Below are 23,992 nucleotides of genomic sequence, written 5' to 3' on the forward strand. Positions count from 1 at the left end.
GTCGCTATCCTCAGATCGAGACCGCGCGGACGTCGGCCAGGGACGGCCGAGCGGCGGGCGTTCCATTGAGGGTCAGGCGCAGGCGCGTCTGAGCTCCGGTGAGCGGGTCGATGGTGTGCTCGCGCTCCGCCCAGCCGTCGTTGAGCGCCTCGGTGTGGGTGAGCGGCACAGGGGTCCAGACGCCTCCTGCGTCCATATCGACCGTGACGCTCGATCCCGCCGGGAGGAGCGCCTTCAGGTTGGCGGACACGCGGACGCCGGCCCCGGCGGCGAACTGGCGGCTCACATAAGAGCCGGACGCGCGCATCTTGCCGGCCACCAGCATCACGCCAGGGAACAGGGTCGGAGAAACGAACACCGTGCCTGTCAGCACTGCCCGCAGTTGCACCGTCTCGGTGACGTAGGTGGCGAACTCGATCGCCTGGTTGGGCTGGAGCGCCAACACCTCGCCGCCCGCCCGCACCAGCTCGAAACGGAAGCTGCAATCTCCGGTCGGCAGTTCCACGGTCGCGAGGATGATGAGGTCGGAGCAGTCGACCAGGTTGAACGAGCCAAGCGGTACGGTCCGCGTGGTGGGGCCGAAGCGCGCAGCGACGAGCTCGAACGCGAGGTCGGCCGCCTGGTGCGGCGTCCAGGTGGAGGTGTTGGCGGATGAGAGCAGCGTGCCCACGCTGTAGGGCTGCGCGCTGACCCACCGCTGGAGGGTGGCGTCAAAGTCTCCAAGGGTGGCGATGGACAGGGCGTGGTAGCCGTCATCCGTCTTCACCACGAACGCCCGCTCCACCTCGGCCGGCGTGTAGACAGGGGCACGCCACCGGATCGCCAGCGTATCCCCCACCTCCACGCCGAGCATGGGCTTGTAGGCCGAGGCGATGACGTCCTGCGTCGGCAGGCCGGTGGCGGTGGGCACCAGATCGAGCACCACCGCGTTCGCCGGGTCACCGATCGTGCAGGGGTGGAGGTTGACGCCCACGACATGCCGCTCCGCCGGCAGGGCCCAGGTCTGCGCGAGCGGATCGGTCCAATAGGTGATGGTCGTTTCGACCAGCGTCTGGCGCTGCATCACGTCGATATCGATCTCACCCTGGCCGACGAAGAGCGCGCGCGCCGTGGTGCCGCTGCCGCCGGTCGCCGCCACTTCCTTGGTGCCGGCGACGATGCCCGGCGGGATTATGAAGGTCCCGGAAAGCTCGCCGGCCGCATCGGCCACCAGCCCCGCCGGCATCACATTGACGCCGTCGAAAGTAAGTGCGGCAAGGGTCTCCCCCGGCCCGAAGCCTTGGACGTGGAACGCCACCTCGATCTGCCGCAGGAACTCCACCAGTTCCTCGCGCTCGTCCACCAGCACGTCGGCAACGGTGGTGCGCCGGGTGACGGTTGGATTGCCGTGCCCCCAGCCAATGCGCCGGTTCGTGATGGCCTGCGTCTGCGGCGAGAGCCACTCGTCCCGGCTCTCTGTCCAGAAGTCCATGGAGGGTGTGAGGCCGATGCGCGCCGGCAGCGGGTCGAACACCTGATAGGGGTTGATCCGCATGCAGCCGGTTTTCAGCGGCTGGGAGACGATCACCTCCTCGGTGAAGAGAAGCATGATCGGCGCGGCGATCTCCACCGGGTGGAAGGTCGGGTCGATGGCGAGCTGGATCGAACCGAGGAAGACAGCCGCGTCCTGGGCAACACCGCTGTCGCGATAGCTGTCGTCCACGCATGGATCGACGAAGACGCCCTTTTTCGCTACCGGCTCGCGCGTGTCGATATCGCTCTTCAGCCGCTCCAGGGCGATCAGGTCGAGGGCGTCGACCAGGCGGTTCCACATGCGCCAGATCTGGCTGTAGTGCATGGACCGGACGCCGGTGTTCACCACCTTCGGCGTGCCGCGCCAGTCATTGGTCACTTCCGCAAGCGGCAGGAGCGTGACCGGCGAGATCGGCGCGATGGGCGTGGTGCGGGCCGATGTGCCCTTCAGATAGACCGCCCCGCCCGACTGGTCGAGGCAGACGAGATCCACGCGCGGGAGCCGCCAGTCGTAGCCGACGATCACGGCCGAGCCGGTGACCCCGCCCGAAACGGTGATCGTGTCCGTGGTCTGGCTGTCCACCGCCACCGCGTCGAGGTAGCGATAGGTCACTTGATAGGAGGAGCCCACCGCCGGCTCCGCCCCGCCCGGCGCCCAATTTACCCGGTCCGCTGCGAGCGTGTAGTCGGCCCCGGAAACATAGGTGGTGGCGCCCTGCGTCACCGAGACGATCAGGGTCACGCCGCTGTGGCCGAGGGCGTCCGAGGAGTTGTTCGGCGATCCCCGCACGACGGTCTCGGTCGCCTGCTTCGTGATGACGACGCTGTTGATTGTATCGATGGGACCGTGGTTGAGCGCGATGGTGGCGGAGCCGGCGCCGTCGAAGGTGTGCGGCTCCGCGTCGACGGTCTCCACATCCCAGGCCTCGACTTCCGCATGGCGCAGGGAGGTGGCACGCGTGCGCTTGAACCCGAAGATGTTGGCGACGCCCTCGGAGATCGAGAACACCTGGGCGCCCGCGGCGACGCCCAGCGCCGTGACACGACACCCCTCCACGACATAAGAGCCGTTGGCGTCCCGGTCGTAGATGGCGATCGCCGCATTCACGTTGGAGAGGTTCGGCGGCGGCGCCTGGTCGATGACCGAGCCGTCGCGCACCAGGTACACGCCGAAGAAGTCGCCGGGCGCGCCATCGGTCGCCAATGCCCAAGCGATGCTCTCGACCATGCGGGCGGCGCCAGGCTCGCCTTCGCCGAGACTGCCGGGGGCGAGGCCCACGAGCGTCGGGTCATCCTCCTCGGTGACATAGGAGGTGGTCAGGCGCACGCCGACCGTCACGTCGCCGGCCAGAGCAACGCCCTCGATGACTCGGGCTGGTACTGGCCGCGTGTCACCCCGGACATAGACTGCGCCCGAGGCGAGCGAGATGCGGCCGGCACCCGTATCCACGACGATATCGGCGCCGCTGATGCGATCGCCGTCCCGCGCCACCAGGTCGCCCACCCGGTTCACCCGGCGGCCGATCATGGTCTGCATCTCGTTGAGCTCGGCGCCTTGGGCGAAGTGACCTTCGGCGAAGACGAGCCCATCCCACTGCGCGTTGCTGCGCGCGCGGTCGTAGGCGCCGGGGAGGTTCGAGGGGTGTTCAAAGGCCATTTTCAGAACCTCAGGATGGCGGCGACGCGGTCACGTACGGTGAGGCCGAAGGGAATGGAGACGGCGCGCTCGGCGACGATCGGGCCGGCAGGCACGAGTGCGCCGGCCTCAAGCCACCGGACACCGGGTTTGTGGCCCGGCCCTGGCTCGGCCGTCAGGATGAAGCCGACGCTGGAGGCCTCCCGTCCGGCGCCGTCGCCGAAATCGGTGAGGGCCTCGACGAAGAGCGCTGTGCCGCTGCCGGGAGAGAAGCGGCTGCCCCCGATGCTGTAGACGCCGGATGCGTCGGGGATGACGGTGCGGCGCGCCCGTGCCCGCCGATAGCCGATCACCGCGCCTGACGAATCCTTGAACACCGCCCAGGCCGGGCCGGTGCCTGTGCCGCCGACCATCAGCAGCGAGCGGGTCACCGCCGCATCGTCCACCCACGTGATGTCGAGCTCGCTCCAGGAGGCGTCCAGGTCGGTCCATGCGAGTTCCTCGGCGCTGACGGGCGGGACCCACACGCCGAGGGCGGTCAGCTCAGCCTCGGTCATGTCGTGGTCGATCTCGACGGACCGGCCGAAACTCCATTTCGCGGCGCCGGGGGCGACAGTGACACCGCTCTGGTCGCTGAAGAGCGTCGCGCCCCAGCGGGCGTATCCCAGCTCCAGCTCGCGCGCGTCATAGCCGTGATGGCCGCGCCAGAAATCGGATCGCTTGGGCGCCGACAGGTTCGCGAGGCCCTCGATCCGGATGAGGTCTCCCTCGTCATCGCGCAGGCGCGACAGGGCCAGCTGCCAGGCGTTCCACCAGCGGCGGCGGGTGGGCGCCTGCTCGATCGCGCCGGCATAGGTGAGCCAGCCGAGCGCCTGGGCGACGGCCGCGTGAGTGCCGCGGATGCGCTGCCAGTCGATGCCGGCGCCGATCAGCTCATAGAGGTTCGGCAGATAGGGTGTGAGCTGGCCGAGGCCGTACTCAAACACGAGATAGGGCAAGAGGCTCGGCGGCGGGTTGCCGACCTTGAGGCCGTGCAGCGAGGCGATGCTCTCGGACAGGCGCGCCGTTGGGTCCGTGGCCTGCGACAGGGTGCGTTCGAACAGGGAGGCCGTATCCGGCAGGAGATCCGTCAATAGGACCTCCCCTTGAAGGTGGGCGTGATGGTGCCGAGGGTGAGAGCCTGGAAGGGCTCCGCCACCACGGCGGGCGTCGTGACCTTGATCTTGCGCACGCCGGAGACGCTCATGCGCGCTCCGGCCCACTCCGGCTCGAAGTCGAAGCCCATCCCGGTTTCCGCCGCCCACGCCTTGCGCAGCACGCCGGGAAGCTCGTCCAGGACGGTGATCGAGGTGGACGGCAGGAGCCAGACGTCCGCGGCAACATCCACGGTCTGGAAGATCGCGGCGCCGACGACGATGGTGTCGTTGACGAGCTGGACACCCGGATGGTGGAGCGCCGCCGAAACCTTCGCGATCAGCGCGGCGTCAGCGACGCCGTCATTGTCGGTCGCGTAGATCGCCACGTGGATGGTCGGGTCACGGCCCACGCGATAGACCGCCACGTCCGCGACGCGAACGTCCGCCGCCCGGGCGATGGCCTTGTAGCGCTCCTCCGGCCCGCCCGGCGAGCGGCCCTGAATGGCAAGGATCGTACGGCTTTGCAGGGCGGGATCGCTTTCGCCGAGCATGCGCAGCACGTCGTAGAAGATGACCAGATGATCCTGGTCGGTGCCCTGGGCGTAGAAGAGCAGGTTGGAGCGCAGCGCATCGTTGATCCGTGCCCTTAACAGCACCTCCCGGCCGGCCGCCGCTTCGGCCTTTTTTACCGTGGGCTCACTTCCAAGCGTCAGGACGTCGATCGCCGGAAGGTCGGGATCTGCGGCTCGAAGCGCCTCCCATCGCGCCGTGAAGTCTGCGAGGTACGCATCCACGATGGCCTGATGGTCGTACTCTTCGATCGCCTGGGCCGGGGGGAGGCCGGCGAGATCCGCGCTGGTGACGCCGTCCGTCATGCCACCGCTCCCGTCCCGCGAGTGAGCGCCGTGACGGGTACCCGCAAGTCCATGTCCTCGACCACCGAGTAATCGCCGAGGTGCCCGTAGGGGTAGAATCTGAGATAGAGGTCGAAGCCGATGACACCGGCCCGGCCGTCAAGCTTGGCCGGCGATATCTTCGCGACGCGCACCGCCGGCTCCTGGCTGTGGATGGCCTCGACCATCTCCGCATAGGCCCGCAACACGTTCTCGGCCGTCAGGTTCTCACCGCGCAGGGCCGCGAGGTCCGAGCCATAGTCGAGCCGCATCCAGCGTGTGCCGGTCCGGGTCGCGAGGATGTCGCGGACGGACTGCTCCGCATGGGCGCGCCCCCTCAGAAGGCGCCCCGTGAGCCGGTCAGTTCCGGTGCGCTGCGTCCGCACGACCATGGGCCGTCACCCCTTCGTGCGGCGGGATGCGGGCTTGGCCTCACCGGCCTCCTCCGCTTCGGTCCGCTCGGCCGGCGCATCGGCGCGGGTCTCGATGGTGACGGGCTCCAGCCCGCCCCACACAGACTCGGCAGCGAACTCGGCGGCGGTCAGGTGCACGGTGTCGCCATCCTTGCGCGCGCGGCCATGGATGGGGCGGTCCTTGGTGAGGCGGTACGCCGTCTTTTCGGTCACGAGGTAGCTCCTTCCACCGGCGGGCCGGAGAGGCCGGGGCCGGGCATGACGTTCTTGTGGGTGTGCTTGTCCCCGACCGGGACGCCGTTGTGGGTGAGCTTGTCCCCGGTGAAGGCCGTCTTGCCGTTCACCTTCAGATCCTCGCCGTCGAGCTCGATCCGGCCATTGCCCGTCGTCATGACGATCTTGCCATCCTCGATCGTCAGGCGGCTGCGCCCGCGCTCCAGCACCACATCCTCGTCGCCCTCGGGCGCTGGGTGGTCCTGATCGAAGGGCGAGCGGATCGCCCAGGAGGCGGTGCCGACGACGCCAGACGGCGAAAGCAGGGTCATGCCCTCGCCCTGGGTCGGCTTGACCTTGATCTTCAATGCGCCAGCGCTCGCAGGCTGCACCGGAACCCATGGCGAGAGGACGCGGCCGCCACCGTCTTCGTCCTGTGCCAGCTCCAGACGGACCTGCCAGTCCCCGTCCTTCTTGCGGACGGCCGACACCTTGCCGCGTAGGATGGTGCGGGCGAGGCGCTGGTCCTGCTCAACCAGGCGCTTTTCGATGCGATCGAGGCGCGCGGCCAGCCGGCGCATGTAGGGGTTCATACGGGCTCCCCCGACAGATCCGGCGGCCAAACGGTGGTCACGCCCTCGTCCAAGCTTTCGACGATCGTGTAGGGGACGCGTGCCAGCGGATCGGTGCCGAGGGCGAGGAGGTTCTGGCGCCAGGTGACCGCGTAATAGGCGATGCCCTGGGCATAGGCGTGGGCCGTGAAAATGGGGCGCGCCTCGGCATCTTCCGGGGACCCGATGCGGTCGAGGCCCCAGCGTGGCACGTCCAAATCCGCGAGGATCTCCAGCAGGCCCATGCTGAGGGCATGGGCGACCACCTCGCGCCGGACAGCGAGGTCGCCGATGGCCATCTCCTCCGTCACCACGTAGGCCGCGAGTTCGACGGGCACCGCGAAGCCGCCCCCGACGTCCACCGGCCCGTGCCAGCGGGTGAGGGTCACGGCGATGACGGGCGGCTGGAAGATCGAGCCCTCGATCACGTCGGACACGTCGATCTTGCCAGCCAGGGTCACCACGGACACATCCGGGAAAAGCGGCTTCAAGGTCGCTTCAACGGCAGGAGCGAGCTGCGCGATGCGGGCGTCGGCAAGCCGCTCGACGAGCGTTCGACAGGTGATCATGGCGCGCCTCCAACGAGGGTTCGGAGATAGTCGGTGGCGACGCGCAGGATCTCCGCCTCGTCCTCTTTGGAGACGCCGACGAAAGGGCGGGCCGGGATCGTGACTTGCTTCGCGCTTACCCGGTGCCCGCCGACGACGAAGGACAGGCGTTTGGCATTCTTGGGCTTGATGACGGCGCCGTCCTGGTGGATGTGGGCGAACTCCCAGGAGGAGCCCACATCCAGCTCGCTCGCCGAGGCGATGAAGGCGATGGAATCCCGCAGGTGCCGGCCAGTGCGCAGCAGCGTGGATGTACCTTCGCGGTTCGGCGCCCAGCGCGTACCGTCCGGCGCGGTCTTGGTCTCCTCGATCCGCTCGCGGGTCGAGGACTCAAGCACGGCACCGATAATGGTGAGGAGAGGCTCGAAGTCGGCGCCGGCCAGGCGCGACATCACCGCCTCGGGTACGACATTGTCCAGCTCGACGACAAGGCGGATGCCGGCCATCACCACCCCCTCAGGCGATCACGGGTGAAGATGCGCTCCGGTGCCTCGACAACGGGCTCGCCGGGGCCGATGGAGCTGGGCTCTCCAGGCTGGGTCACGCCGCCGGAGCTACCCTCGAACGTCAGCGCGCCCTTTCCGGCGGCGATGGCTTCCAGCCGCTTGATCGCGGCGTCGTACCGCTCCTTCACGCGCTCATTGCTTCGGCCGAAGGAGAGCGCGACGCGATAGAGGGCAATGTCGATCTGGTAGATGGAGAGGACCGCGCGGCTGTCCGCGTCCAAATTCGCGAGCTCGGCGGGCGTATAACGGGCGGTCAGCACCGCACGGATCTCCAGAGCCGCGTCCACCAGGGACGCCTCGATCCGGACGTCCGAGCGTTGGCGGGTCTGCTCGTCAGCCGCCAGGACCGTGGCTTCCGCCGGATAGCGCGTGAGGACGTCGGCGAGGGTGGCGTAGGTCATGGCGTCACCGCGTGACGTGCTTGACCGCCCAGAAGACCGCCTCTTCGATCTTCGTCGCGGCCAGGGAGAGCTCACGGCTGGCGCCGAGGCTCATGATGAGGCGGTGGAAGTCGGCGCCGGCGTCTTTGATCGCCTGCATCTGCGCCCTCTCCTCCTCGGCGAGCACCCGGTACTCGTGCCGCATCACGTTGTTGACGGTGCGGTCCTCGGACGCGGACGAAACGCGATCGCTCATGGCGACACTCCCCTGCGGCTGGAAAAGGTGGACGGGGCGGCGAACCGTCCCGTCCGGGGGCACTCGTGGTGCCGTCGCAGGACCGCCTGAGGTGGGCCTATTCGGCCGGCCAGTCGCCGAGGATGGCGCCGCCCGGCTTCAACTCGCGATGCAGCTTGTGCGTGAGCAGGATGCTGGAGCCCGGCTCATACCGCGTGCCGTCGAGCTCGATGGGAGAACACACCCCGAACTCCAGGGTGGTTGTCGGCTCGGAGGCGACGGCCGCCGCCGCCTCCGGCGCCTTGCCGCTTTCCCCCGCCGTGTTCTCGGTCGGAGGGGCCGGCTCCGGAGGGACCGGGTCCTCTCCGGCCGCTGCGGCCGTGGCCGGGGCATCGGGCTCGGACGGTTCGGAACCCGAGGGCTCCTCCCCGCCATCGCCCGTCGGCGCCCCCTTGGTATCCTCTTCCACGCCCCGTCCCTCGGGCTGACTGGTGGAGGGCGGGTTTTGCCCGTCCTCCGCCGCCGGTGCCGGGTCTTCGCTCGGGAGGGTATCGGTGGTCAGCGGCTGTTCGCCGGCCCCCGCGGCCGCCTCGCTTGCGGTCGCTTCGGACGCGGTGAGCGTCGCGGGGTCTGCCGTGGTCGCCTGTGTGGCGGCGGCGGCGCGAGCTTTGGTCGTGGCCTTCGCCATGGTCAGGCCACCGCGTTCTGGATGAAAAAGCCCACGTCGGGAGCGACGACGAGCTCCTTGATCCGCTCGCCGGAGCGCACCCGGTAGCCGCCTTGCAGGCCGATGTCGGGATCTTCGATCCGGCCGGCGATGCGGGTGCCGAACTGGGCGGTGAGGCCGAAGGTGATGCCCTCCTGGGTCGTCGCCTCCGGATTGATGTAGAGGCAGGCGATGTTCTTGCCCCAGCACCGCGCGAGCGTCGCCGCCTGTCCCTTCTTCGCGGTGTTCACGAAGGAGGAGCCGACGAGCAGCTTCTTGATCTCGAAGAGCTCCTGGAACTCCTCGCGCGTGATGAGCCCCTTGTCCGTGAGGTTGCCCCGGATGGCGTTCACCAGGACGGGGTGGCGGCGGAGCACCGACCACACGCCACTCCCCATCACCACGGTGTTCGGCCGGAACACGAGGGTGCCGTCGATTGCTGCCGAGATGGTCGCGATCGGATCGGAGTTGTTGAAGTCAGAGAGCTGCGAGGTGCCGGCCAGCGTGACCCGGCGGCTCGCCGCGTAGGTGTTCAGGTTCTGGATGACGGAGGCGACGCGGACCTCGCGCGCGAGCTGGATGCGGTTCGTCAGACCAGCGACGGCACGCGCTTCGGGATCGTAGGTCGAGAGGCCCTTCTCACGGGCGGCGCGGGCGGCGTCCACGTCGCTGTTGACGACCGGGGCATCAAGGCCGTGGTCCTGCACCGAGGATTCAGCCTCGTCACCGGAGAACTCGACCTCGTTGGGCTTGCCCTTGCGGCCGACGAGCGTCTCGTCGATCGAGAACCCGTCTTCAAGCGGGTACTTGGTCCACTTGAAGGTCTCCTGCCCGACCTGGGCGCGCGGGAGCACCTCGTCGGCGATCAGGGTGTCGGCCGGGTTGGTGTAGCCGATGGCGATCGCGGTCAGAACCGGATCGACGACGAAGGGACGCTTGGCCATGGGAACCTCGTTGACGGGTTGGGGGTCAGGCCAGGGCGAGGATGCCGGGCGCGACGCGGACGGGGATCACGTCGTCGGCGACGCCGGGGGCGAGCGCATAGGCGACGATGAACTTGGTGGTGGCCGCGGTGCCCACGGCCTTGATGGCCTTGCCGTTGGCATCCGAGGTGAGCGGATCACCGAATGCCACGGTGCCGCCCAGGCGCACCTCGGCCGGCCCGAGGATTGTCACGTCGACGGCATCGCCGGCATCGCCGCCCATGGAGCCGGTGATGCCGATGAGCGCATCGGTGGCGGCGGCGGCGGCGCGGACAGTGGTGTCGATGGCAGCAGCTGCCGCCTTGACAATGAGGAAGGGGGCGATCGCGACCGCCCCCACGTAGGACTTGATCAGCGGCCTCACTTCTTGCCCTCCTTCACGGCAATGACGGCATCGGCGTAAGCGATGTTCGTTCCGGCCTCCGCGAGCCTCTTCTGATAGGCGGACGCGGCGGCAGCGAGCGCCACGGGATCGGCGGGGGCATCCGCGTCGCTGGGAACGCGGCCGTCCAGGGTGGAGGCCTGGAGATTGGCGGGCGTCACCGCCAGCAGTGCCTCGACCTGGGCGAGGCCCGCGTCCGTGGCACACAGGGCGACGTACTGGTCGCGCTGGGCGGGCACGATCTTCTTGGCGGCGAGCGCGCCCTCGATCATCGTGTCCACCTTGGATTTGCGCGAGGTGGCGGCGAGCTCGGCGAGCTTGGAGGCCGCGCTGTCCCGCTCGGTCGTGACAGCTGCGAGGTTGGCGAGCGCCTGGTCGTGAACCGCCTTGTCCACCTTCCCGATGGTCATGGTGGCGATGGCGGAGAGGCACGCGGCCTCGTCGGCGGTCTCGGCGAGGCCGAGCGCCCTGGCGATGGCTTTCAGCACGAAAGGCTCCTGGATGTGACCGTTGGCGTCCGCCACGGCGGGCATGGACAAGGCAGGCGCGGCGACCAGGGCGACGGAATGCAGCCAGGTCGCGGCGCCGGTGTCGGTGTGGTGGAAGGTCGGGGAGACGTAGCGGTGGCTCCGCGCCGCGAGGGCCGCCTCGCCTTCCGGAAGCCATTCGACGGCTGTGGCGTACAGCCCATCGGGGCGAGCCGAGAGGCCCTTGATCCATCCCACGGCGTTCGCCCGCTCGCCGAACAGCGAGCGGCGGGAGATCGCGTGATCGAGATCGATGGGCAGGTCCACGCCCTCGGCCTGGAACCGCGCGACCAGCACCGCCGGATCGAAGGAGAAGCTCCGGCCGTCCCGCGTGGTCACGGTCCCGGCCGGCGCGATCTTGATCTCGCTCGGCAAGGCATCGCCGGCCGCAAGCGTGGCGACCTCTCCGGCGATGACGCCGGTGGCGAGGGGCGTGGTGGGGGTTGCGGAGCGGCGAGACATGGGGGCACGCTAGGTGCTCGCCCAAGAGGCTGCGCCGGTGACAGTGTCACCGGGCCAGTTCAGTTCGCAGGATCAATCCGGATGCGCCTGCGCCCGTTCGTAATACGCCACGACCGAATTTAAAGCACCATTGAAAGCCGTGGGGCGGCATTTGGCCTCCCGGCGGCAGTCCGGCCCGTCCCGGCCGCCTTAGCCGCCTCCAGCCGCCTTCTTATCGGGTTTCTCCGGAGCATCCGATTTGCCGCCGGGGATAGCCACCAGCCCACGGCGCGGAAGATCGGGCGGACGGGGCGATGGGTTGCCGATGTCCACAAGCTCGATTCCGCAAACCGCCTGGTACTTCCTGCGCTTCGGGAGACGGCCTGGACGCGGATAGGGGCAGGAGAGCGCGAACTGGTCAAGGAGGTCCTCAAGCGACGTCTCCGGCCCGAACTTCGCGGCAAGGCGGGCAAGCCGGTACTGGCCACGCCGGCCGCACAGGGTGCAGCCGATCCGCACGAGGACGTAGGGGTAATTCGACAGCCGGTCCGCCATCTCAAGAAAAAAGAACAAAACAGGAACACGGTCAATCCGCAGCGGCGATTGAGTGCCGCCCCGTTCGGCGTTATCCTTGAACTGCGGCGGAGAATCAGCCTTCGGGCACCGTTCCTTCCGGCAAGTCCGGTGAGAGGGGTCACGGCCTCTCCTCCGCCGCGATTTTCTTCGCCAGAGCACAAGAGTGGCGTCCCGTTGGCAAGGCGCTGGACGATCAGCCCTCAATTGAAGACGATATCTGGTTCCCTTCTTGCAGAAGAGAGGCTTTCTGATTCGCGACAATTTGAGATATCGAACTTATTTTTTCATTCATCATTTCGATGTTTTGTCGATTTGCGCTCTGATAGTCTCTTCGAGCTGCATCGTCCATTCGGCGCCCCATCAAGTGAAACGTGTCCTCGTCTACCCAAATCGGCTCCACAACCCTGAATCGGACGGGGGATTCCTGCTGACGTAATAATTTATAGATATCCCCTGACATCGAATTGAAATAATCTGGCAAGTTAAAGAACTGATATTCTCCAAATGACCATTCAAATTGCCTGAGTTCGGGCTGAATTTCCATGTGAGATGCTTTCCCCGCATAGACATCAATTTCGCCCCGAAGGCGAATTAGAATATCTTCTGCCAAAATCACATTACGAAGTTTCATGAAATTCAACGCTATCGCATTTGGGATTCTGACTGCTTCCCGCTGAGCCGCCGTTTCACGCTCAAGAATATTTCTGTCTTCGATTGATCCTTTTCTTTGAGATTCAATTACCTGTGACACTCCTACTATTAAAATAAGAATGATAAAGCCAACGCAAATAATACCAATCCATGGCGAACTTGAGATTTCAAATATTTTCTCTACCAGCTCTCGCGCGTCTTTCATGTCTCCATAGATACCAACCAACGCAAACACAAGCGACATCAACACCAATATCAATCCCAGCAAAGACGCAAACCTTACGATGCCGTTTTTGTAAATCGCAGCAAGAGCTCGCCATGAAGACGCCATCAAGCCCATGTTGATACAATGCCTCCCTATAAATTCCCGATGGCATTATAGACGTCTTGCGTAGGTGCCACTAGGGACTGCAGGAAGCTCCGCTGGGAGGTAGGTCACGGCCTCTCCTCCGCCGCGATTTCCCCGACTCCTTCCTCGATTACGGTCGCGCCGCCCTGGCGCAGGAGCAAACCAGCGCCCTTCTCTTTGGCGACATAGCGCACACTGGCGCGCATCTGCGTTCCAATCCGCCAGCGGTCGCCGTCCCGCTGGAGAATGACGTACCACCAGGCCGAACGATCAGCGCTGCGCGGCACGAACACCTGGAGCGCGTCGTCGCGCCGGCGCCGCCGGACCTCCCCCACGTCCAGGAGCTGCTGCACCCGCGCCCACTCGAACGCCGTCATGGCATGGCTGGCATTGTGGGCGACGGCGTAATCGGTGGCGGTGACGATCGAGGTGACAGCGGGGCCGCCGGCGAGGTCTGCCGGCAGCACGGCCACCGGCATGGGCGCATCGTCCCAATGCGCGTGGCGGCCGGCGGCGGTCGCCCTGGTGGCCGCGGGCAGCTTGCTCCATTGCTCCTCGCGCCGGTGGGCGCGCCAGACGAAGCTCTCGAACCCGTCCGTGCGGACGAACCGGCGCGTCATGGCCCGCGCGACGGCGGGCTCCTGTTCGCCGAGCCGGGCCACCAGCTGCTGCCCCAGCGTCTTCGCCCGTCCGATTCCGGGATTGGTGTGCCAGCCGGGGTCGATCCCGTCGGGCACCATCGTGACCTCGCCCGTTCGCTTGTTCACGAACCTCTTGTCGTTCCGGGGTGGGGCCTCGTCCGTGAACCAGACGCCGTCCTCGCCCTTCGTGCCCTCTAGGTACCGGTCGCGCCGGCCGAGCGAGATCTGGCGCACCGAGCATTTGCAGCCCCAGCCGTTGGGCGGGAACATCCAGCTCCAGGCCGGATCGTCCACCGGCAGGATCACGCCGACGAAGCGCAGATGGTTCGGGCGCGGGTGTGCCGAGGTAGTGCGGACATAGAGGAAATACGGCAGCGCCGCCTTGGTCCGCTGGGCACGGTCCCACTGGCCCGCCGCGCGCGCCGCGCGCATGTTGCTCCAGAACGTGGTCTCCAGGCGCTGGGGAACCGAGAAGTCCACGCGCTTCGCCTTTCCCGTCGCCGGGTCGACTACGTCGCGCGCGCCCCACCAGCCGTGCGGCGTGAGGCGAGCGCGCATCTCCTCGCGGAACGTCTCGAAGCCCTTGCCCTCGGCGATGGCCTTGTCGATGCCCGCGCGGAATTCCGCCAGGACGCGCGCATCAGTCACGCCCGCGACAGTGAAGGCGTGGGCGTGCTCTTCGCCCCACATGTCCTGCCAGGAGAAGTGCGGTGCCAGCTCCTTGCGCCGGAAATAGTCGAGCACCTCCGGCGGCGCATCCATGCCGCGCTTCACCTCGCCGGCAAGAGCCGCGAGGAGGAGGCCTAGGAACTGGCGGCGGCGCACGGCGGCTCAGTCGGCCACGTCGCCGAGGCCGCGGGCGATGGCGGTGAGCCGCGCCAGGCGCTCGGCGAGCTGCTCGGCGCCGCCCTGTCCCGCAATCTCCGGCAACAGGGCGATGAGCTCGTCGTAGGAGTTGGCCTTGGCGAGGCCGGCCCGCAGTTTGGCGAACATCGGGTCGGTAACCTGTTCCCAATCCGCCATCTCCTCCGCGAACAGGGTCTCCAGCTCCGCCTCCACGTCAAGGCCCTGCCCCCCGGCCGCCAACGCGGCGAAGGAGCGGCAGCCGGCGCAGGCGCATCCGCGTGGGTGGGAGAAGCCGCCGTCCGCCGAGAGGCCCGCACGGCCGGGCTTATTCGGGTCGGCCGGCGACGGCTGTTGAACCGGGTTTGAAGGGGCCTTCGCGTCGGGCCTGGCGGGGGCCTGCGGGGTGAGCAGCTCGTCGTCTTCCTCGGGCTCGGACAGGCCGAGCTTCTCCCGCATCTGCTTCTGGCCCACCTTGAGGCCGTACGGGAGCAGGCGGGCGACACCCTCCGTCAGCTCCTTGAGGTCCTCTGGCTCGGGCACAGGGAGGGTCACGCGAGGATAGGCATCCTGCGGCCCGAAATTGAAGGCGACGAACCACGGGATCAGGTCACGGTTGAGGGTGTTGGCGAGCTGGCGGCAATCGGCCTGCATGATGTCGATGCGGACCTTGTTGTGCACCTCCGCCTGGGCCATGGACGAGCCATCGTCGGCCGTCATGGTCTGGCCCACCACCAGCTTGGACACCTGCTTGTCGAGATATTCGAGCAGGCCACCGAACACCGCCTCGCCCTTGGCGCCCTCGGCCTCGACGAACTCGATCTCCATGCCCTGCGGGATGATGGCTGCGGCATCGTTGGCGATGGAGGCAACGGCGCGCAGGAGGGCCTTCTTATCCTTCTCGGACGCTCCGGGGTGGTACTTGCCGACGCGGAACGGCACGCCATAGATCTCCGCGAAGGCTGCCCAATCCTTGAGTGCGAAGCTCTGCAACATGAAGGCCCAGCACGCCGCCCGCGCGAAGCCGCGGCGGATGGGAATGCCGCTCTTGGAGCGCGGCATGTGCACGATGAAGGTCGGCTTCTCGATGGGATCGCCGTCGAGGCTCCCGTCCCGCGCCAGGCGAAGCTCGCGCAGGGTGACCCGGTCGAACTGGAAAAACCGCTGGTCGCGGGGCTTGAACTCCACGGGGCGCAGGAGCTTGCGGTCGTATTCCCAGATGGGCTCCACAACCGCGTAGCCCTTGGCAATGCCGTCCGTCAGCTCGCCGAGGGAGTCGAGGAGGCCGGCATCGTCCAGGAGTTCGTGCACCGCGTCGACGATGCGCGTGTCCATCCCCTTGGGCGATTCCACGGTGGGCGTGATGCTCTCGATGGCGAGCCGCCGCGTCTGCACCTGGCTGGCATAGTGCAGGTAGCGTTCCTCCATCTCCTCCGCGAGCGTGAGATAGTCGCGAGCATTGCCCAGCTGCGCCTGCCGCAGCACATGGGCGAGGCGCTCCGGCTTCAGGCCGGAGGCGATGGCCTCGTGATGCGTCGCGCGTACGCCCATGACTGTGGGCGCGGCAACCTCCTGCGACAGGAGGGACCGGTCGATCGGGAGACCGTTGGGGCCGAGGAGCTGGGGGCGGCTCACCATAGTGCACGACCTCCGGAGGGTTCGGCGAAGATGGATTCGTCCCCGCCGTCCAGGTCGGAGGCGGGCGTGTAGTCGTAGGAGATGACATTGGCCCGGCTCGCCGCATGGGCGAGGAGAAGGGCGACGAACGCATCGCCGTGGCGCTTCTTGCCGTCGGCGCCGGTGGTGCGCACCGGCGGCATGGTCGGGACGCCGCCCTTCATCACCGGGAGCTGAAGGTCGCCCTTGATGTCGAGATCGGCGGGAATGAGGATGGCGTCATCCTCGAAAGCCGCCCTGAGCGCCGGCACGTTTTCGATGTACCAGGTGGCGGAGAGCTTCACCGGCTCGGCCCGCAGCACGCCATAGGTCTGGGCGAACTGCTCAGAAAGCTGCATGCCGATGCCGATGGCGTCGAGCTTCGCGGCCGAGAAGCGCGGGAGCCGGTCGCAGATGAACTTGCCGATCTGCCATTGCTGGTCGAACGGGATGTTCCGCAGCTCCACCACGAAGGGCGTGGCGCGCTTCAACGTTCGCAGCGTCTGGAGCGGCCAGAAGACGGTCAGGTCGGCCACGCGCCCGAAGTCCCCGCCGAACGACGTGGGCAGATGCGGGTCCATGGCGGACAGCACGGGCGCAAGGTGTTCCTCGCACCAGTCCTTCACCTCGGCGCGCCGATAGGCTTCCGGAAGGAGGCCCCATTCCGCCGTCCGCTCCAGGCGCCGCACGGGAATGCCCTGGCCCATGCGCGCCTCGATCAGGGCGCCGTTGAGCACCGCGCCGCCGCCCTGGGAGGGAATGCAATAGAACTCCTCGTCGGCCGCGTCCGCGGCGGCGGCGATGAGCGTCGCCCGCCACTCGCCTTCCGCCTCCGGGCTCCAGTTCTGCCCTGTCTTCCGGCAGATGCGCTGAAACAGCCCGTCGCGCAGGGCCTCGTCCAGGTCGACGCGCAGCACGGCATAGGGCTTGCGGCCCGCGCGCGAGTCCTGGATCAGCTTGTTGAAGGGGTTGTCCTCGCCGAAGTGGGTGGAGATGATAAGGATCTTGCCGCCCCACATGAGGAACGGCACGGCGGCGTTCACCACCGCCTGAAGGTCCTCGTGGAACGCCGCCTCGTCGAGGATGAGATAGCCCTGGCGGCCGCGCAGGGATCGCGGCCGCGACGACAGGGCGACGATCTCGAACCCGCTGGCGAAGGAGATGCGGAACGCCTGGATGGGCTTGCCGTCGTCGTCGAACAGGAAGTCCTGGACGCCGACCTCGGACAGCGCCTCGCCGAAGCTCTCGGCCCAGAAGGCGGCGGTGTCGATGAACTCCCGCGCCATGTCGAGGTTGTAGCCCATATAGAGCGTGTCCATGCCGCCGGCCTCGCGGCTGGCGGCGGACGTGAGCACTGCGTCGGCCGCAGCCGCCCAGGTCATGCCGGTGCGGCGGGACTTCTCGCAGACGGTGACCTGGTGGGCGGCGGTGGAGGCGAGGAGCTCGCGCTGATAGCGCAACAGGGGCTGGCCGGCCTCCTCCCCGGTTCGCCCCGCCCGCACGTCCTCCCACCGGAGCTTGATCCAGTCCTCTTTCGAGATGGCGCGGCCGCGGGCGACAAGCTCCTCGGGATCGGCGTGGATCATGCCCGCTCACCCCTTCTTGGCGATCTGGACGCCGATGGCTTCGCGCAGCGCGGCGATGTCATCGGCGGTGCCGCCGCGGGCCTTGACCACCTTCTCGACCGCCTCGTCCGTCTTGGCCTTGAACTCCAGCTCGAACTTGCGCCGCTGCTCGGTGGAGATCTTCTTCGCCTCCTCGGCGTGCTTCAGGGCGCGCGACGTGAACATGAGCATTTCGGCTGTGTCGCCATCGGCCGAGAGCTCGCCGGCATTGCCGAGCATCTCGAAGACCAGCGTTTTGATGGTTTCGGAGATGAGGAGGGTCAGGGAGGCGTCGCCGGCCTCGTCGATCTTCGGCGCCAGGACGGCCGCGATTTCCCGCGTCTCCTCCATCCGCCGGCCATGCACGGCCAGGCGCACCGCCGTGCGATTGAAGGCGGAGAGGGAAATTTGCGGCGGAGTGGCGATGCCTTGCTCCCAGGCGGCGGCGCGCAGGGCAGCGTTGAACTGCTCAAGGATTTCCAGCTGCGTCAGCTTGCGTTCCTTGAGCGCCACCAGCGCGGCCATCTTCGCCTCGTCGGCCCACTCCGGGAGACGATCGATCTCGGAGAGGCGGCCGCGGCCGCGCGGCGGGGCCATGTCAGAGCACCTGCTGCGAGGGGCGCTTCACGCCGGTCAGGACGATCTCGCCATCGATGTGACGCTTGCCGCGCTCGGTCAGCGTGGCGATCTTGATCGTCTCGACGTTCACGATCGAAATCGCGCCGAGCTCGGCAAGATAGTCGAGTTCGATATGCAGCCAGGGACGGTCGCGCGTGACCATCCAGCGCTCCCTCAGCTCGCGCAGGATGATGGGGCTGTGCAGGCTCCAGTTCGGCTCCTCGCCGAGCATCCTCAGGATTATGAGCCGCGCCTCCTCGCGCAGCCACTCGTCCCGGCTCAGCTTCTCCTTGCTCATCGCGCGGCCTCCTCAAACAGGCGTTCGTGAACCCGGTTGGCCATGGCGGCCACGGGCTTCATCCGCTCGTCCATGGTTTCCAAGCGACCTTCGAGCCGGGCGATCGCCATTTCGAGCCGGTGACTGGTTTCCTTGTCCGGCACGTTGCCGAGGACGCTCTCGGTACGCGTGATGCGGTCTTCGACCTTGCTCATGCGCAGTTCCAGCGTCTCGACACGCCCGTCACTTGCCCGGTCGGAGAGCTTGGCTTCCAGCGCGGTCACCTTGTCGGCCGCCGCCTTGCCGCGCGTCATGATGATGGTGGTCGCAAGGCTTGCCGCGGCCAGCAACAGCATGAGCGCCTGCATCAGGTGGGGAACCTCGATCATCTGAACTCCTTCCGGCGCTCGCGGCGCTCCTGGCAATCCACGCACCGCGAGGCCGAAGGCAACGCAGCGCGGCGCGCGGCCCCGATCGGCGCGCCGCAGTCCTCGCAATCGTCGGTACCTTCGCCCTCGATCTGTGCCCGTGCCGCGGCGATCATTCCGGCGCGGATGCGCTCGTCGAGCGCCTGGGCAACGTCGCCATCGTCCGCCATCAGGCGCCACACAGCGCGCGACGCTTCGCGTTGTGCTCCTTTGACCACTGGATGGTCCCATCGGTGTCGTGCACCGACCACCGGGCGGGAGAGGTCGCCCCGCAATAGACCTCAGTCGCGCCGGTACCCGTCGTTGTCACGCAGGCGGTCAGGGCGAGAGGTGTACTGATCGCGAGCAGCACGTTGCGCACGCGCCGCGCGGTCCAAAGCTTCCTGAGCATTGCGCTCTCCTTCGGCGAGCGTGTCCGCCCGCCCCTGCTGACGTTCGCGCCGGCCGTAGACGAGCGCGGCATAGACGGCGCCGATTCCGGCGAGCACCTTGAGGGCGAGCTTCATCCCCAGAAGGCGGATCAGGACGATGGCGAGCCCGCCGATGGCAACGAGGCCCCCCACCGCCTGGAGGCGCCAGTCGATGCCGTAGATGAGGAAGGAGACCAGGGCTCCCATCACATGAGCCTCGCCGAGCGATAGGCATCCACCGTGTCGGCGGTGGCCGCACGCGAGTTGCGCCACAGGAGGAACGACACGCCCGCCACGGCGGCGATCAGGAGCCACATGGGCGCGGAGCCGAACGTGGCCTGGAGCGGCGAAAGCTTGTCGACGGCCTCGCCGGTCCACTGGAGCATCCCGGTGATCGCCGCGACGATCAGAGCCCCGAACGCCTGGACCTTGGACCACATGACGGCGGCGCGGGCAGCGGCCACGGCCGGGATCTTCCTTGCCACCTGAGCGGGCGTCGCGTTCGCGCGGGTCTCTGCGATCACCTTCGGCTTCGCGCCGGCCAGCGCCACCAGGAGCTGGCTGTCGATGATGGGAACCAGCGGCAGGCTGTTGCCGCGCCGGAACGCGAGGATAGCGTCCTCCGTCCAGCCGCCGAGCTCCCCGTCCACATTGCCGACGTGGCTATAGTTCAGCTCGCGTAGGCGTCGCTGTACGAACTCAATCACTTCCTTGGTGGGCTGCACCGGTTCGGGCGTGGATGGGGCGTTGGCCGGCGCGGGCACAGGAACGGGAGCCGGCGGCGGCGAGGCGACAGGCGGTTTGGCCAGCGCGGCGCTCCGGGGCGACTCCTTGGCCTGTATGGCGGCCAGAATAGCCGCCTTGGTCTGCGGCCCGATCTTGCCGTCCACGGCAAGCCCCTGCTCCTCCTGGAAGCGGAGCACCGCCTCTCGGGTGCGCCGGCCGAGCACACCGTCCGCGCCAGCCGGGCCGAGGTCGTAACCGAGGGCGATGAGGTCGCTCTGGACCTTGGGCAGATCGGGATCGCCCACCGGCGCGCCGCCAAGCTTCGCCTCCCAGCGGCGGCAGGCGGCGGCGAGCCTGGTGTCGTATTCGTTCTTCTTGTAGCCCTCGCCGTTGTAGGCACGGGCGAAGCCCGCCCAATCCCCGCGCTGCAATTCGTCGACCAAGCTCTTGCGCTTGATTTCGGCGATCATCATGTCGACCTGGGCGGCGACGCCGCCGGCGACCATGCGATCGAGCATGACGGTGGCCGAGGTGTAACCCAGCTCCTCGGCGAGGAAGCCCATGGTCTGGCCGAGGCCCCAGGAGCAGCTCCGGTTGGCGCACTCCTCGTCGATGCCGCGGGCGCGGGAGAGGATCGCAAGACGCGCCTTGGAGGGACCCAGATCCTTGTACTGCGTCGAGGGCGACCACTTCTGGCGGGCAAGGCCGGCCTTCACCGCGGCACCGAGCTTGTCGGGCGCGCGCTCTTTCAGCTCGCGATAGAAGACATGCCGCTCAAACAGGAGACAGGGCGTTACACCGTCGTCTTCAAACGCCTTCCACTCGGCTTCGATCTCGACTACGGCGAGGAGCGCGGCGGCCGGAATGCCGTTCGCCTTTGCCGCGCCAATGACGGCATCCACGAATTCCTGCTTCGGCATCATCGGCTCCCAACGCGCGACGCGCGCCGGGCGCGCTGACGTTGGGACGATGCCGGATGGGCTTCCCGTGTTGCCGGTGACACGGTCACCGGGGAGGCCCCTCGGGAAAGAGGATCTAGGCCGCTATTTGAAGAACTCGCCTTGCCGAGGATCGCGCTTTGAGCGCTTGCGCATCCGGTAGGCGGTGCGGCGCGTGAGGCCAGCGCGGCGCGCAGCTTCATCCGCGGAGACGCCATTTTCAAGCGCTTCAGCCATGACGCGCTTGGCGCGAGCGAGCGTGGGGGCGAACTCGCCGACGACGCCGGTCGGCCCACGGGGCAAGTCGATCTCCGCCCCGCGCATGGTGTTCAGGTTCGGACTTCCGGTTCGGAAATAATCGCAGAGTGCGTGCGCGGCCTTCCAGCCGATCAGTTCGACCAGCCAGTGACCACTCTGCGCATACGCGGGGATCGTGACCCGCCCGCCCCCACGCGCACGGAACAAGGCCAGCGCGGCGCTGGCGCCGATCACAGAGGCGATGTCGTCGAACAGCGTGGACGGGGAGTCAGGCACGGGCGGCCTCCCGAATCCACTCCTCGGCAAGGGTGCGGAACTCGTCCTGTGCGAGGAGCTGGCGCGTGCGCGAAAAGCCGGGCGGCACCTCCACCGTGAGCACCCACCGTCCGGAGATAGCGGACAGATAGAGGCGCGCGGAGATGCCCCGCGGACCGACAGCCGACCAGGTGTTGGCCTTCTCCTCGTGGCTCCACCGCAGGACGGGCGCGTCCTTAAACAGCCCTTCAACGCCCACGGCGCGCCTCCTTCAGCAGGCGGCGGAGCAAGGCGCCACCGGAGCGGATCTCGGCGTCGATGGCGCGCTCCGCCAGGCCGGCGCCGGACGGCAGGCCGGTAACGTCGGCGCCGGCCTGCTCCAGGAGGCGACGCTGGGCGAACAGGACGCCAAGCTTGTTGGCCCGCACGTCTTCCTTCTCGCCGCGCGGCGGCCAGTCGACGCCGGCCTCCCGCGCGAGCCACGCCTTGAGCGCCTCGATCACGCCGCGGGCCTGCGCCGAATCCCGAAGGAAGCGGACATGGGAGAGGCCCGTCTGCCGCTCCAGAAAGGCAAGGAGGGAGCTGTCGCTCCGGTCCCGCACCACGCCGAGGTGCCAGCCGGAAATCCAGAGGGCAAGGAGCTTCGGCGCATAGGGGCCGTCCATAACGCGCGCGCCCTTTGCCCCGCCCACCTGGCTGCCCTGCAAGGCTTTCAGCCGGTCAATGACGAGGATGGCCTCGCCGGCCGACAGCTCGGAGGAGGAGCGCTTGCCGCCCGCCACCGAGGCGATGACGTTGCGCCGGCTCTCCTCGTCCAGGCCGAGGCTCTTGCTGATCGAGTGGATGGCGCCCTTCTGCGCCGCGGTGGCGGTGTTCATTCGTCGCCCCTGTAAGTCAGCTGGAGGGGCGGCGCGGGCAGTTCGCGCCGCGGCTTTGATGCGCGGAGACGAGCAGCCGCAGCCTTCTCTTTCTTCTCGCGGGCCTCGATCCGCTCCAGATCCTTGACGAGATCATCCATGGTGAAGGAGTCGAAGGTTTCGATCTCGATCTTGATGATGCCGGGACCGCCCATCTTCGTCGCCGACGAATAATTCTTGAGGCGCGCCCCCTTGCCCCTCCATCCAATCGTCTTGTACCGGCTCACTTCAGCATCTTCATCGTCGTCAAAGTCGAGAGCCATCAATCCCTCCTCAAGATCAGGTCCCTGCCGGCTTCCAGCTCGGCGGCAATGAGCCGGGCGGTGACTTCCGCCAGACGGATTTCCAAATAGGCCCGGCGCCGCGCGAAGGGCGGGCAGCGCCGAAGCGATGCCAGGAGGCGCGCCCGCTCCTGCCGCAGCGCCTGGGCGTCCTGAACGTCTCCCCACAACAAGAGGGGAGCGGAACGCGGGGCGAGGCGGGAGGCGCCGGGCATGGCGGCTAATCCCGCAATGCCGGCGGCACCGCCTCGCAAGGGGGCTGAGGGTTGCGCCGCGCAAAAAGTGTATTGGCGGCTACCGACCACGGCTTCCCAAAAGGAGAGAATCGTGGTGCATTTCGAGATCGTCCCTCAGTCCACCAGACGTTCGGAGGTCTGCAATGACAGACAATCGGGGTAAATCGCCGCCGGCACCTGTTGTGGTCCAACGGTCTGCGGGGCCTCGGCCAATGCCCAGCTCTCTGGCTAGCAAACCCGCGAGCTCTGCCTCCACAAAGCCTGCTCCGGCGCCTTCCTCGACCAAGTCCGCCAAGTGACTGGTGCTGGTGAGACCCTATGGCAAAGAAGCCCCCTAGCTCTTCGGGGACGCGCAAGTCGTCTCGTACACGCGACGAATCAAAGGTTGAATTGATCCGCAGGTGGGACCTGCACATTTCGAGTGCAGGCCCTCGTCCGGCGCCTAACTCTATAGTGAAAAAATCGAAACCGAAGGAGCCGAGCCCTAGGCTTGGGCCTGACGACAAGGCAGAAGGATGAGTGATCTGAGCACCCTTGAGGGTGTGAGGTTCCATACCCTGCGAAACGCTCTGTACCACACGGCCCGAAGGCAGGTTCTGGAAAGGCGAAATCGCTTTTTTAATCTTCTCGTGATTTTGTTGGGAACTGCTGCGGCGGCGGATGCTGCCGAATTGACTGGGGTCGACGGGGCCGATGTCTGGCTGGGTATTGCAACGGCTGCGGTCGGCTCGGTGCAGTTGGTTTTCGATTGGGGCGGACGTGCCCGTACGCATCAGGGCCTTCAGAAAGAATACTACCAAATATTGGCTCAAGCCGAAGCGATCGATGGTGCCGACACTGCAGCGATCAAGTCTTTGGCCGGCGATTTGACTAAAATATACGCAGATGAGCCCCCTACCGTCCAAGTCGCCGACGCAGAGGCGCACAACGCTGCATGTCAAACCATGGGCGGTGGCTACGGAGATTTGATTAAGATCTCTATATTTATGAGAGTTATTGGATTCCTCTTTCCGTCTACTCCGTTTGAATGGAAAACGTACGAAGAAGTAGAGAGGGATGCGCGACGTCGTTGGCACCGTCGCCTCCTCAGACGTTGGTATCGCAGTCTGTTCAAATAGAGCGACTTCCATGGCCAAATTCTCCTGT

30 protein-coding genes are annotated in these 23,992 nt (G+C 67.1%); 1 reads left to right on the plus strand and 29 read right to left on the minus strand.

Going from position 1 to position 23,992, the window contains the following annotated elements; translation table 11 throughout:
- Window positions 1-10 precede the first annotated feature (10 nt).
- The 29 genes from XAN126_RS0107580 to XAN126_RS0107720 form a co-directional block, all read right to left on the minus strand.
- On the minus strand, window positions 11-3,169 hold the full coding sequence (locus XAN126_RS0107580) for a DUF4815 domain-containing protein (protein WP_024277990.1): 3,159 nt from the start codon (window positions 3,167-3,169) through the stop codon (window positions 11-13).
- Window positions 3,170-3,171: 2 nt separating this feature from the next.
- Entirely contained in the window at window positions 3,172-4,281 is a 1,110-nt protein-coding gene (locus tag XAN126_RS0107585) for a phage tail protein (protein WP_024277991.1), read from the minus strand.
- Window positions 4,278-5,159 (minus strand): baseplate J/gp47 family protein, encoded by an 882-nt coding sequence (locus XAN126_RS0107590; RefSeq protein ID WP_024277992.1) that lies wholly within the window; start codon window positions 5,157-5,159, stop codon window positions 4,278-4,280. The genes XAN126_RS0107585 and XAN126_RS0107590 overlap by 4 nt, the downstream gene beginning before the upstream one ends.
- Window positions 5,156-5,569, minus strand: coding sequence for a GPW/gp25 family protein (locus tag XAN126_RS0107595; RefSeq protein ID WP_024277993.1), 414 nt, complete (start codon window positions 5,567-5,569; stop codon window positions 5,156-5,158). Before XAN126_RS0107595 ends, XAN126_RS0107590 begins: the two co-directional genes overlap by 4 nt.
- A 6-nt stretch (window positions 5,570-5,575) precedes the next feature.
- Window positions 5,576-5,803, minus strand: a complete 228-nt coding sequence (locus XAN126_RS0107600) for a hypothetical protein (RefSeq protein ID WP_024277994.1) — start codon at window positions 5,801-5,803, stop codon at window positions 5,576-5,578.
- On the minus strand, window positions 5,800-6,396 hold the full coding sequence (locus tag XAN126_RS0107605; RefSeq protein WP_024277995.1) for a phage baseplate assembly protein V: 597 nt from the start codon (window positions 6,394-6,396) through the stop codon (window positions 5,800-5,802). The genes XAN126_RS0107600 and XAN126_RS0107605 overlap by 4 nt, the downstream gene beginning before the upstream one ends.
- Entirely contained in the window at window positions 6,393-6,983 is a 591-nt protein-coding gene (locus tag XAN126_RS0107610) for a hypothetical protein (protein WP_024277996.1), read from the minus strand. The genes XAN126_RS0107605 and XAN126_RS0107610 overlap by 4 nt, the downstream gene beginning before the upstream one ends.
- Window positions 6,980-7,468, minus strand: a complete 489-nt coding sequence (locus tag XAN126_RS0107615; protein WP_024277997.1) for a phage virion morphogenesis protein — start codon at window positions 7,466-7,468, stop codon at window positions 6,980-6,982. The genes XAN126_RS0107610 and XAN126_RS0107615 overlap by 4 nt, the downstream gene beginning before the upstream one ends.
- A complete protein-coding gene (locus XAN126_RS0107620) occupies window positions 7,468-7,929 on the minus strand; it encodes a phage protein Gp36 family protein (RefSeq protein WP_024277998.1) in 462 nt (153 codons plus the stop codon). Before XAN126_RS0107620 ends, XAN126_RS0107615 begins: the two co-directional genes overlap by 1 nt.
- Window positions 7,930-7,933: 4 nt before the next feature.
- Window positions 7,934-8,164, minus strand: coding sequence for a hypothetical protein (locus XAN126_RS0107625; RefSeq protein WP_024277999.1), 231 nt, complete (start codon window positions 8,162-8,164; stop codon window positions 7,934-7,936).
- Between the two features lie 97 nt (window positions 8,165-8,261).
- Window positions 8,262-8,831, minus strand: a complete 570-nt coding sequence (locus XAN126_RS0107630) for a hypothetical protein (protein WP_024278000.1) — start codon at window positions 8,829-8,831, stop codon at window positions 8,262-8,264.
- 2 nt (window positions 8,832-8,833) lie between these two features.
- Window positions 8,834-9,793, minus strand: coding sequence for a hypothetical protein (locus XAN126_RS0107635; RefSeq protein ID WP_024278001.1), 960 nt, complete (start codon window positions 9,791-9,793; stop codon window positions 8,834-8,836).
- A 25-nt stretch (window positions 9,794-9,818) separates the two neighbouring features.
- Complete coding sequence (locus XAN126_RS0107640) at window positions 9,819-10,196, minus strand: DUF2190 family protein (RefSeq protein WP_024278002.1); 378 nt, start codon at window positions 10,194-10,196, stop codon at window positions 9,819-9,821.
- Window positions 10,193-11,203, minus strand: a complete 1,011-nt coding sequence (locus XAN126_RS0107645; protein ID WP_024278003.1) for a phage protease — start codon at window positions 11,201-11,203, stop codon at window positions 10,193-10,195. The genes XAN126_RS0107640 and XAN126_RS0107645 overlap by 4 nt, the downstream gene beginning before the upstream one ends.
- Before the next feature lie 748 nt (window positions 11,204-11,951).
- Window positions 11,952-12,749, minus strand: a complete 798-nt coding sequence (locus XAN126_RS28215) for a hypothetical protein (RefSeq protein ID WP_155982251.1) — start codon at window positions 12,747-12,749, stop codon at window positions 11,952-11,954.
- A 95-nt stretch (window positions 12,750-12,844) separates the two neighbouring features.
- Entirely contained in the window at window positions 12,845-14,224 is a 1,380-nt protein-coding gene (locus tag XAN126_RS26950; protein ID WP_051460561.1) for a phage minor head protein, read from the minus strand.
- A 6-nt stretch (window positions 14,225-14,230) separates the two neighbouring features.
- The gene (locus XAN126_RS0107660) at window positions 14,231-15,880 is read right to left on the minus strand and encodes a DUF935 domain-containing protein (RefSeq protein WP_024278006.1); all 1,650 of its coding nucleotides are present in this window, start codon (window positions 15,878-15,880) and stop codon (window positions 14,231-14,233) included.
- Window positions 15,874-17,484 (minus strand): hypothetical protein, encoded by a 1,611-nt coding sequence (locus tag XAN126_RS0107665; protein WP_024278007.1) that lies wholly within the window; start codon window positions 17,482-17,484, stop codon window positions 15,874-15,876. Before XAN126_RS0107665 ends, XAN126_RS0107660 begins: the two co-directional genes overlap by 7 nt.
- 6 nt (window positions 17,485-17,490) lie before the next feature.
- The gene (locus tag XAN126_RS0107670) at window positions 17,491-18,099 is read right to left on the minus strand and encodes a phage protein Gp27 family protein (RefSeq protein ID WP_024278008.1); all 609 of its coding nucleotides are present in this window, start codon (window positions 18,097-18,099) and stop codon (window positions 17,491-17,493) included.
- Window position 18,100: 1 nt separating this feature from the next.
- Window positions 18,101-18,418, minus strand: a complete 318-nt coding sequence (locus tag XAN126_RS0107675; RefSeq protein ID WP_024278009.1) for a hypothetical protein — start codon at window positions 18,416-18,418, stop codon at window positions 18,101-18,103.
- A complete protein-coding gene (locus tag XAN126_RS0107680) occupies window positions 18,415-18,786 on the minus strand; it encodes a hypothetical protein (RefSeq protein ID WP_024278010.1) in 372 nt (123 codons plus the stop codon). Before XAN126_RS0107680 ends, XAN126_RS0107675 begins: the two co-directional genes overlap by 4 nt.
- A complete protein-coding gene (locus tag XAN126_RS0107685; protein ID WP_024278011.1) occupies window positions 18,783-18,995 on the minus strand; it encodes a TraR/DksA C4-type zinc finger protein in 213 nt (70 codons plus the stop codon). The genes XAN126_RS0107680 and XAN126_RS0107685 overlap by 4 nt, the downstream gene beginning before the upstream one ends.
- 111 nt (window positions 18,996-19,106) lie before the next feature.
- Window positions 19,107-19,442 carry a hypothetical protein gene (locus XAN126_RS0107690; RefSeq protein WP_024278012.1) on the minus strand — a complete coding sequence of 112 codons (336 nt, stop codon included), beginning with the start codon at window positions 19,440-19,442 and terminating at the stop codon, window positions 19,107-19,109.
- The gene (locus XAN126_RS26955; RefSeq protein ID WP_051460562.1) at window positions 19,442-20,881 is read right to left on the minus strand and encodes an N-acetylmuramidase domain-containing protein; all 1,440 of its coding nucleotides are present in this window, start codon (window positions 20,879-20,881) and stop codon (window positions 19,442-19,444) included. The genes XAN126_RS0107690 and XAN126_RS26955 overlap by 1 nt, the downstream gene beginning before the upstream one ends.
- Before the next feature lie 123 nt (window positions 20,882-21,004).
- Window positions 21,005-21,433, minus strand: a complete 429-nt coding sequence (locus XAN126_RS0107700) for a helix-turn-helix domain-containing protein (RefSeq protein WP_024278014.1) — start codon at window positions 21,431-21,433, stop codon at window positions 21,005-21,007.
- Window positions 21,426-21,671, minus strand: coding sequence for a hypothetical protein (locus XAN126_RS0107705; protein ID WP_024278015.1), 246 nt, complete (start codon window positions 21,669-21,671; stop codon window positions 21,426-21,428). The genes XAN126_RS0107700 and XAN126_RS0107705 overlap by 8 nt, the downstream gene beginning before the upstream one ends.
- A complete protein-coding gene (locus XAN126_RS0107710) occupies window positions 21,661-22,290 on the minus strand; it encodes a regulatory protein GemA (protein ID WP_024278016.1) in 630 nt (209 codons plus the stop codon). Before XAN126_RS0107710 ends, XAN126_RS0107705 begins: the two co-directional genes overlap by 11 nt.
- Window positions 22,287-22,592: a hypothetical protein gene (locus XAN126_RS0107715; protein WP_024278017.1), complete on the minus strand. Its 306-nt coding sequence runs from the start codon at window positions 22,590-22,592 to the stop codon at window positions 22,287-22,289. The genes XAN126_RS0107710 and XAN126_RS0107715 overlap by 4 nt, the downstream gene beginning before the upstream one ends.
- Window positions 22,592-22,825, minus strand: a complete 234-nt coding sequence (locus tag XAN126_RS0107720; protein ID WP_024278018.1) for a hypothetical protein — start codon at window positions 22,823-22,825, stop codon at window positions 22,592-22,594. The genes XAN126_RS0107715 and XAN126_RS0107720 overlap by 1 nt, the downstream gene beginning before the upstream one ends.
- 536 nt (window positions 22,826-23,361) lie before the next feature.
- On the opposite strand from XAN126_RS0107720, the gene XAN126_RS28220 reads away from it, so the two are divergent.
- A complete protein-coding gene (locus XAN126_RS28220; protein WP_155982252.1) occupies window positions 23,362-23,964 on the plus strand; it encodes a hypothetical protein in 603 nt (200 codons plus the stop codon).
- Window positions 23,965-23,992: the final 28 nt, after the last annotated feature.

This window comes from Xanthobacter sp. 126 (assembly GCF_000526175.1).
Lineage (GTDB): Bacteria > Pseudomonadota > Alphaproteobacteria > Rhizobiales > Xanthobacteraceae > Xanthobacter > Xanthobacter aminoxidans.